The organism is Acinetobacter sp. GWC1_38_13 (assembly GCF_001767535.1).
Lineage (GTDB): Bacteria > Pseudomonadota > Gammaproteobacteria > Pseudomonadales > Moraxellaceae > Acinetobacter > Acinetobacter junii.
The window spans coordinates 1-10016 of record NZ_MELG01000072.1 but is presented as its reverse complement, the minus strand read 5'-3'; the positions used below and the strand labels follow the sequence as shown (position 1 = coordinate 10016).

Genomic DNA, 10016 nt, shown 5'->3' with positions numbered 1-10016 from the left:
AAATCACAAGAACCAAGAGAATAATTTTTGCTAAAACTGCACCTAGACCAATCTCTAGAACTGTACCGCTAATCCCTAAACCTAAGGCTGCAAGTACAGCACCCCACACTTGCCCCACACCACCGACGACGACAACAAGGAAGGCATCAATAATGTAGTTTTGTCCGAGGTCAGGCCCGACATTCCCTACTTGTGCTAACGCACAACCTGCAAGACCAGCTAAACCTGAACCTAAGCCAAATGCCAGCATATCGATACGTGCAGATCGAATGCCCACGGCACGCGCCATTTGACGGTTTTGTGTCACAGCACGAACAAATAATCCGAAACGGGTTTTGTTCAATAAGAAAACTAGAAGCAGTAAGACCGCCACAGTAAAACCAATAATCGCAATACGGTTATATGGCAACATCAGGCTTGGCGTTAGGGCAATACCACCACTAAGCCATGCGACATTCGACACTTCAACATTCTGTGCACCAAAGATCATGCGAACCGATTGCATCAAGATTAAGCTCACCCCAAAGGTTGCCAATAATGTTTCCAATTGGCGACCATACAACGGGCGAATCACCGTGCGTTCAATCAACATACCAATCAGCGCACTCACCAGAAATGCAGCAGGAATCGCTGCCAATAAATACCAATCAACCAAGCCTGCAAAATGGGTTTTAAAAAAACTTTGAATGACGTAAGTGGTATAAGCACCGATCATGATGAGTTCACCATGTGCCATATTGATGACACCAAGCAAACCATAGGTAATGGCTAAGCCAAGTGCTGCAAGCAGCAAAATGCTGGCCGTACTTAAACCTGAAAATACATGGCCTGACCATTCACTGATTTGAATACGCGTTTTAATTTTATTTTGTGCTTCAACTAAAGCTGCTTTCAATGCGGGATTATTTTGTGGTTGTTCTAAACTTTGATTGATTAATGCCAATACATCTGGACGATTTGAATCCGCCAAAACTTTTACTGCTTCGATCTTGGTGAATTCATCTGAACTGTTAAAATCTAAACGAGCTTTCAGTTGCGCTAAACGGGCTTTAACACCTTCACTTTTTTCATTGAGATAGAGTTGTTTGATCGTTGCTACATCAAGCTCATCCAAGTTATTTTCTAAAATATCAACAGCGGCTAAACGTTGTGATGCATCATCAGAATTCAATTTAACTTTGGCTTGTCCAAAGTTCAGTGCCTTACGCAAGGTATTGACCAAAGTCACTTGAGACAAGTCTGAAGGCCAAGTTTCGATGACTTGTAGTTGTGGGTAACTTAATAATTTTTCATCGTTTTTTAGAATATAAGTATTGCCTGCGCTATCAGTATATAACTCATTTTGATCAATATATGCCACCAACTGATCGAGTTGCTCAATACTGGCTGGCCATTGATTCAACATGGCACGACGAGTAGCAAAGTCAGATTTAACAAAAGTTTGGATGGCATCCTGAGAAGTTGTAGACGTCACAATTGTTGGTGAAGTAACTTCTGCCCATGCAGGATTAAACATGATCTGTGCCATGATGCAGAGCATTGCCAAAACATAGTGTTTCGCCATAAGACTCCCCTTATATTTTCTATTTAAACCAATCAACAAGAAATAAAACTAAGAAAAACCTACTGCCGAAACAGCAGGTTGCATAGGAAAATTATTTAGGAATATATGGGCTCCAAGGCTCAGCTTTGATGGTTTGAGGCGTTTTATAAACAACATCAAATTGCCCATCACCACGAATTTGCCCAATCATCACAGGCTTATGTAAATGGTGATTGGTTTCATCCATTTTGAGGGTATAACCCGATGGTGCTGCAAAAGTTTGACCTGCCATTGCATCACGAACTTTATCAACCTCTGTAGAACCTGCTTTTTCGACCGCTTGTTTCCACATATTGATACCAACATAAGTCGCTTCCATCGGATCGTTGGTCACAACTTTGTCGGCATTTGGAAGCTTGTATTCCACTGCATATTGCTTGAATTTATTCACAAACTCAGTGTTTTTCGGATTTTTAACTGACATGAAATAGTTCCATGCCGCTAAATGACCCACCAATGGTTTGGTATCAATTCCACGTAATTCTTCTTCGCCAACTGAGAAAGCCATCACTGGAATATCAGCCGCTTTAATACCTTGGTTACCAAGCTCACGATAGAAAGGAACATTGGAATCGCCATTGATGGTGGAGATCACCGCAGTCTTTTTACCTGCGGAGAATTTCTTGATATTGGCAACAATGGTTTGATAATTACTATGACCAAACGGTGTGTACTCTTCCATGATGTCTGCATCGGCAACACCTTTAGACTTCAGGAATGCACGTAAGATTTTATTGGTTGTTCGTGGGTAGACGTAATCTGTACCGAGTAAAACAAAACGTTGTGCTTTACCGCCCTCATCACCCATTAAATATTCCACCGCAGGAATGGCTTGCTGATTCGGTGCTGCGCCTGTATAGAAAATATTTTTTGATTGTTCCTGACCTTCATATTGAACTGGATAGAACAGTAAACCATTCAACTCTTCAACCACAGGAAGAACCGACTTACGTGATACTGATGTCCAGCAACCGAAAATAACAGCGACTTTGTCCTGAGTAATTAACTGGCGAGCTTTCTCAGCAAATAACGGCCAATCTGATGCTGGATCAACGATAACAGGTTCTAATTTTTTACCGAGTACACCACCATTGGCATTGATTTCATTAATAGTCATCAATGCTGTATCTTTCAGGGAAGTTTCAGAAATCGCCATCGTGCCCGAAAGGGAATGCAGAATCCCCACTTTAATGGTGTCGCCACTTTCTGCTGGTGCTGTTTTTGCTTCAGTTTTTGTTTGTTCTGTTTTCTCTGCTGGTTTTGAGCAACCGACCAGTCCTACCCCCATCATCGCTGCCATAAGTACAGACATCGACATCAATTTATTTTGCATCTTTGTTCTCCACAGGTTGATCTTCTGATTTTTACTGAATGGAGTTATTCAATATCTGTGCCAACACAACAAGATATTGTTTTATAATAAAATTAATTCAAACTAGTAGAAAAAAATCCAATCTTGTATACAACATTGCATACAAAAAATACATGCTGAACTAAAATGAAGCACAATTAGGCAAAATAGAAAATTCATACCTTGCTCAGATAAAGAATATTTAACTTTTTGATCCAGAAGATTCAAAAAATCAGATTGTTTCAACGAATCCAAGTGGCATTTCGGTATTTAAAACATAAAGCACACATGGTGACAGCTAAGCTATACGACCCAATTAAAGCAATCCAAAACCCATCAATACCCAATGGAGTAGTTTCAAAGATCCACCAATCCATTCCCCAATATGCCAATAGCTGTCCACTGCCTAAACCAAAGATCAACAATGAAGTGCTATAAATCATGCTTGGCACAATCGTTATGCCCCAACAGCGTAATACCGTTGCAAAAATACATAACATTGCATCTGCTAAATGAAACAAGATTCCGAGGATAAAGAGGGAGGTCGTGATTTGAATAACTGCTAAGTCTTGGGTAAATAGAGAAATGAACTTATCTCGAATAAGCAGTAATACACTGCATAAAGTGACGGCAAAAATAAAGATAAGCAGAAAGGCTTTTTTTGACCAAAGCAAAGCAACTTGTTTCTGTTGAGCGCCAATTTTTTCAGATAACATCAAACTGAATGCAACAGAAAATGCGGCAGGTAAAATATATAGCATGGAACAAATACTAGCGACCACTTGATGTGAAGCAATCACGATACTACCAAGTGGTAATGCTAAAATCGAAATCGCCATGAAAGCAATCACATCAATCACGATCATGAGAGCGGTGGGTATTCCAATTCGAAGAAAACGAATCAACAACTCATGATTGAAAGAAAAGTGACTCAGATCAAGTTTAAAAATAGCTTTGCCACGTATATAACCGTATAACAATATCAACATCACGCTATCCCCAAGCAATGTCGAAAATACGGCGCCATAGACACCCCAAGGTGCAATATCAAAGTACGCTACACCGTTGATCAAAACATAGGACAGAGGCAACTTAATCAATAAAAAAATTACGCCTATATAAGTTGCGATAATTGGACGATCTAAAACCTGTATTTGTATGGTTAAGATACGGCAACATAGCCGAACCACTAGATCGACTGAAAAAATCATCAAACAATTTTTAACCAATAACAGGACGGTATCTGATGCTTGAAAAAAGGTTAATAAATGCTCGGTATTGTTGATCAAAACAATCGCAACAATACTAAACACAGCTGCGATTAATACGGCCAAACTCACGACGTTAGTTAATTTTTGTTGATTGATTTCCCGCCCTTTTTCTTCTGCGAGGATTTGAAACATTTCTTGTAGTAATCCGTAGCCCACCACAAAAACAATCATATAAACTGAGAGAGAAACCGATAAAGCCGTTAAATGCACATGGCTATAGTGAGATAAAAATGCGGTATCAATAACACCACTCATAATAAAAATCGTATTACTAAACAGAATTGGGAAAAAAATACTTAAAAAACGCTTCATTCTATTTTCACTATTATCATTTAAAGATTTGATATATTTGAATTTTAAAATCTTAGAAACAAACAAGCTATTTTGATCAATACGCTTCAAATGTTAGATAAAATTTTACCAAGAGATAAAAAGTAAATAGCATTCCATGTTTGTTTTTCAGCTTATGAATTTACATTTTTTAAAAAGGCATAAAAAAAGCCCAGATCAACTGGGCTATGCAAAAAGTCGATTCAAATCAAACCACAATATCCGCCAAATTACCTTTCTGCTCTAACCAGTGTTTACGATCAGCCGCTCTTTTTTTCGCGAGTAACTTGTCTAACAAACCTGCAGTTAAATGTGCATCATCTAGATCCAGTTGCACCAAACGACGTGTATTTGGATCCATCGTGGTTTCACGTAATTGACTGGCATTCATTTCACCCAGACCTTTAAATCGAGTGATTTGTGGATTTTTATTACCTTTTACTTTTTTCAGAATTGCCTCTAACTCATCATCATCTAGGGCATAGTGCACATCTTTGCCAATATCAATACGATAAAGCGGTGGCATCGCGACAAATAAATGACCGTCCTCAACTAAGGCTGGAAAATGTTTCACAAACAATGCACAGAGTAAAGTTGCGATATGTAGACCATCTGAGTCCGCATCGGCAAGGATACAGATTTTGCCATAACGTAGTTCAGACAAATCATCACTACCTGGATCAACACCAATCGCAATCGCAATGTCATGGACTTCCTGAGATGCCAAGACCTCATCCGAAGAGACTTCCCAAGTATTTAGGATTTTTCCACGAATCGGCATAATCGCTTGGAAATTTTTGTCCCGCGCTTGTTTAGCACTGCCGCCTGCGGAATCCCCTTCGACAATAAACAGCTCACTGTCTTCACGTGTTAAACCAACACAATCTGCTAATTTTCCAGGTAATGCTGGACCAGCCACAATCTTCTTACGTTCGACTTTCTTAGCTGCTTTTAAACGACGACCTGCTTTGGCGATTGCCATTTCAGCTAGTTGAGTTGCGATCTCAGCATGTTGGTTTAACCATAACGCAAACGCATCTTTGGCAATATTGAGCACAATATTCGAAGCTTCACGACTCGAGAGACGCTCTTTGGTTTGTCCTGAAAATTGTGGCTCTTGGAATTTTAAAGATAGGATGAAATTCACCCCATCCCAGACATCTTCTGCCGAAAGTTTCATATTACGCGGTAATAAATTACGTAATTCACAGAACTCGCGTAAAGCCTCCGTGACCCCCGAACGCAATCCATTCACATGCGTACCGCCTTGCGCAGTTGGAATCAAGTTGACATAACTTTCTTGAATCTGTTCACCACCCTCAACATTCCAGCAAATTGCAAATTCGCACGCGGCTCTTTCTGCTTGTCCACTACTCACAAAAGCAGGTGCTGGTAAAATCTCTCGATCTTCCAATTCATCCATTAAATAGTCAACGAGACCATTTTCGAACTGCCATTCGATTTTTTCATTATTGATTTTATCGTCATAAATAATTTTTAAGCCTGCCGCCAATACAGCTTTGGCTTTTAAATTATGTTTCAGCGCTTTCAATGCAAACTTAGGACTATCGAAATATTTAGCCTCTGGCCAGAAACGAACAGTTGTCCCTGTCGCACGTTTCGCAACTTTACCTTCTAACACAGACAATGGCGCAACAGGCTCACCTTGCTCAAATGCCATTTGATACAAGTTACCCTGACGTTGTACAGCGACTTCAACCCGTGTAGATAAAGCATTAACCACAGAAATACCAACACCGTGCAAACCACCTGAAAACTGATAGTTATCAGTACTGAACTTACCACCTGCATGTAGCTTGGTCAGAATGATTTCGATACCACTTTGACCATACTCTGGATGGATATCGACAGGCATACCTCGACCATTGTCTTCAACTGACAACGAACCATCCTCATAGACCGTCACACAAATTTGGTCGGCATGCCCTGCCAGCGCCTCATCGACAGCATTATCAATTACCTCTTGCGCCAAATGGTTTGGGCGTGAGGTATCTGTATACATCCCTGGACGACGACGAACAGGATCTAAACCAGAAAGAACTTCGAGGGATTGTGCCGTGTATTGTGTCACTTGATCTGACTTCCTTTTTATATGCCTGCCGACAAAAATTCGAGTACTAAGGGTAATTTGTCTTTGAAATCATCCATTGCATGATTACCACCCACATCCGTTAATATCAATGCAGATGGATGTAGGGCACTATAATAGCGTTGTGCCTGACGATAATCCAAGACTTCATCATCTTGTTGCAACAGCACGAGAATTTTATCAGCCTGTTCTGGTTTCGTATCAGCAATTGATTGTAATTGCTGCAATTGATCGTGATCAAGCGTCCATGATTCCGTGACTTTGAGTGGGATTTGCTCAATACCGAACAATTCTTGAAAGAGTTGCCATGGTTGCATAGCAGGATTGATCAGTACAGCAGGACAATCATATTTGGCGACAAAATATGTCGCATAGAATCCACCCAAACTGCTACCGACCAAGACAACTTGATCGAGCGGTAAACTTTCGATTAAATTAGAAACGTATTTTAAGACCACTTCAGGTGGTTGATTCAAATCGGGCAAATGCACGTGAATATGATCGTGATTTGCACAATATTGATACAGCTCTTGCCCTTTTTTTGACAGTGGGCTGCTTCTAAAACCATGTAAATAGATAATTTGCATATGCACCAAATTAGACAAGTGCTTGACTTATTGTGAAATAAATCACATTATTTTGCGTAATGATTAAACATATAACAATATAAATTACATTTAAGCTCGATATTGTCTGACACAAAAAACGATACTGAATTCCATTCATCAGTATTCTAAAAAAATTAGTTCTGAAAGACATAAGATGTAAGAGTTTGTTGTAGTTTATCTAAACAATGTTAAGTTAATAACTTCAAACCTTCGGTATATATATCAAGGATGGGGAAAAATAATATGCCAAGTTTAACACCTCTGCATGAAACCTACTGCAAATGGGACAGTACGCCCCCAAGTCAGGCAGATGTTTTGGAAGGTTTGGCACAATTAGTGAGCACAAGTTTGAGTGGTGTTCATGAACTGGTGCAATTAATTCAAACTGAAGTGTTAAGGACTACGCTCGGTTTAAGTGCACAAAAAGCCAAAAAATTACAGAAACATCCACAATTACAGAAATTCTATCAATTTTCATATGATGCTATTCAAAAATACGGGAGTAGCTTTCTGGCTCCTAGTCTGCGTCATATCGTTGAAAAATTTCCAGTTCTACACGATAAACCATTAACGCCAAGCCTTCATTTTGTTGTAGGTGCATTGAATGGGATTTTTGGGGATTTCTTCCTAAAACAACATAACCCCATCGCATTACCGATGGTGTTATATGATCACTATGGATCATTACAGCAAGGTGAACTTACTGGGCGTATCGTAATACTCACACATGGTTTATGTATGAACCATTTGAGTTGGTCAAATCATCGTTATGGCGGAATCGGTGAGCGTTTACTTGCTCAGCGTGACAATAACACGATGCTGTATTTAAATTACAATACAGGTCGTCGAATCTCTGCAAATGGTCGCAGTTTTGCCAACGTATTAGAAGATTTGATCCAGAGAAACCCTCGTATTACCAGTATCGATTTGATCGGACATAGTATGGGTGGACTGGTTTCACGCAGTGCGCTTTTCTATGGCAAACAAAATCTACATCAATGGGTACATATGGTAGAAAATCTCGTATGTATCGGTTCCCCACATCACGGTGCCGTACTGGAACGATTTGGTTTTGTCTTACAAGACAAATTAGGGGCATTCCCTTTTATCAGCCTGATCGGTCAATTAGTAAATGTACGCAGTAATGGGATACTCGATCTACGATATGGTAGTGTTCGTGATGATGACTGGGAACATAATGATGCGCGTATCGGCTTCGCGGACGACAATCGTAAACCTGCACCATTACCATCTCATATCAACACATTCCTGATTGCTGGAACATTAGAATTTGAGAAAGTTAAAAATAAAGCACTTAAAGTGATAGGTGATTATCTCGTCAGTGTTAAAAGTGCTCTTGGTGAACATCCGAACCCTCGTTTTCAGCTTAAATTACCAGATACACATAAAGCTGTTTTCTATGGTTTGAATCATTTTGAAATTCAATACCATTCGAGTGTTGCTGAGCAAATCACAAGATGGCTTTATCCAGAAGTTGGGGAAGTCGTTGAAGAAGGTGTTCAAACACATATGATTAATGTACCCAACAATTATACCTTTGATGATTTAGAAGGGATTGTTGAGACATAAAAGTAAAAAAGCTCAGCTGTATAGCTGAGCTTTTTTTAGATTTTTGAGATTAAATATTCAGATTAATTTTGTTTAACTGTAATTCTAATCATAAAATTCACTGTATCTTAGGTAAAAAAAATCTAAATTTAGAGCATTACTCCTCATAATCGCTGCAATCAATTTTATTGTTTTTCAAATTTTCATCAGTTGTATAGCCAATTGTAAAATTTAAATTCAATAAATCTTCTTTTCTAAAAACCTTAGGAACAATATTCCAAACATTTTTTCCATTAGTGACAAAAACTAAATTAAATTCTGGTACTTTATTATTATTTGTATCAATTTGATACTCTACAGAAAATTCGTCTTTTTTCTTACCAACAATATTATATATACGTGGTTCATTTAATTTTTGATCACAAGCCTGATATATATATCTTGTTTTTCAAAATCTTAATTATACTTTCATCACAATAACAACCACCTACTTCTAACTCTTTTATAATACCATCTTGATACTTAAATGGTTTTATTAAGTTCCGTTCCAAGCTATCAAAATTTAAATATGACTTTCTTAAATCTTTAATTTTTGAATTATTAAAATCACTTAGACATTTATAGTTTTCATAATTTGCTTCTTTTCCATTAAAATTACATTTTAAATTTCTATTTTTCAACCAAGAGCGTTGAGTATCAACAAGATACTTAACTTCGTTTTTATTATCACTGATATAGCCTTTTATATCTGAATATACACTATTCAGATCATACTCACTATTACTATATATTTTTTTCTCGTCTAACCGTTGTGGTTTATAATCTGCAGCATTTGAATAGATACTCAAACTAGAGACTAATAAAACGTTAGAAAACTTAGTGAAACTATTTCTCACTATATGTACCTTCAATAAAAATCAAAACTCAGACAAGTTGCTATTTTTATAGTTTTTTTCTAATCCTAAAAACAAATATCACACCTAAGTTATTCATTTTAATAAACTATATTAGGTTGAAAAATGTAAGACTTACCATTCTTACATTTTTATTCAAAAAGAAAAACTAAATCAGTTTACCTGGGCTTTGTTGCACAAACCTATCTGTAAAGGCTTTTTCAGCGATATAATTTTCAAATGAAGAAGCCTACACACAAAATCTACCGCACAACCAATTG

6 protein-coding genes and 1 pseudogene are annotated in these 10016 nt (G+C 38.1%); 1 reads left to right on the top strand and 6 read right to left on the bottom strand.

Translation table 11 applies throughout. From position 1 onward, the window contains the following. The 5 genes from urtB to A2003_RS07170 all read right to left on the bottom strand — a co-directional run. On the bottom strand, positions 1–1564 hold a 1564-nt coding region (urtB, locus tag A2003_RS07190), incomplete at its 3' end, for an urea ABC transporter permease subunit UrtB (RefSeq protein WP_286687063.1). 91 nt (positions 1565–1655) lie between these two features. Continuing rightward, entirely contained in the window at positions 1656–2936 is a 1281-nt protein-coding gene (urtA, locus tag A2003_RS07185) for an urea ABC transporter substrate-binding protein (protein ID WP_286687062.1), read from the bottom strand. Between the two features lie 260 nt (positions 2937–3196). Then, the gene (locus A2003_RS07180) at positions 3197–4537 is read right to left on the bottom strand and encodes an MATE family efflux transporter (protein ID WP_286687061.1); all 1341 of its coding nucleotides are present in this window, start codon (positions 4535–4537) and stop codon (positions 3197–3199) included. A 226-nt stretch (positions 4538–4763) separates the two neighbouring features. Then, positions 4764–6647, bottom strand: coding sequence for a DNA topoisomerase IV subunit B (gene parE / locus A2003_RS07175; protein WP_004910003.1), 1884 nt, complete (start codon positions 6645–6647; stop codon positions 4764–4766). 17 nt (positions 6648–6664) lie between these two features. Continuing rightward, positions 6665–7252 (bottom strand): YqiA/YcfP family alpha/beta fold hydrolase, encoded by a 588-nt coding sequence (locus tag A2003_RS07170; protein ID WP_004951198.1) that lies wholly within the window; start codon positions 7250–7252, stop codon positions 6665–6667. A gap of 264 nt (positions 7253–7516) precedes the next feature. Between A2003_RS07170 and A2003_RS07165 the strand changes: the two genes are divergently transcribed. Further along, positions 7517–8863 (top strand): PGAP1-like alpha/beta domain-containing protein, encoded by a 1347-nt coding sequence (locus tag A2003_RS07165; RefSeq protein WP_151974367.1) that lies wholly within the window; start codon positions 7517–7519, stop codon positions 8861–8863. 136 nt (positions 8864–8999) lie between these two features. Here A2003_RS07165 and A2003_RS07160 read toward each other — a convergent pair. Next, positions 9000–9738 (bottom strand): annotated as a pseudogene (locus A2003_RS07160) (lysozyme inhibitor LprI family protein). Positions 9739–10016 lie beyond the last annotated feature (278 nt).

Excerpts from the sequence above, each read along its gene's own strand:
- urtA (WP_286687062.1), bottom strand. The coding sequence starts at position 2,936 with ATGCAAAATAAATTGATGTCGATGTCTGTACTTATGGCAGCGATGATG.
- A2003_RS07180 (WP_286687061.1), bottom strand. The coding sequence starts at position 4,537 with ATGAAGCGTTTTTTAAGTATTTTTTTCCCAATTCTGTTTAGTAATACG.
- A2003_RS07170 (WP_004951198.1), bottom strand. The coding sequence starts at position 7,252 with ATGCAAATTATCTATTTACATGGTTTTAGAAGCAGCCCACTGTCAAAA.
- A2003_RS07165 (WP_151974367.1), top strand. The coding sequence starts at position 7,517 with ATGCCAAGTTTAACACCTCTGCATGAAACCTACTGCAAATGGGACAGT.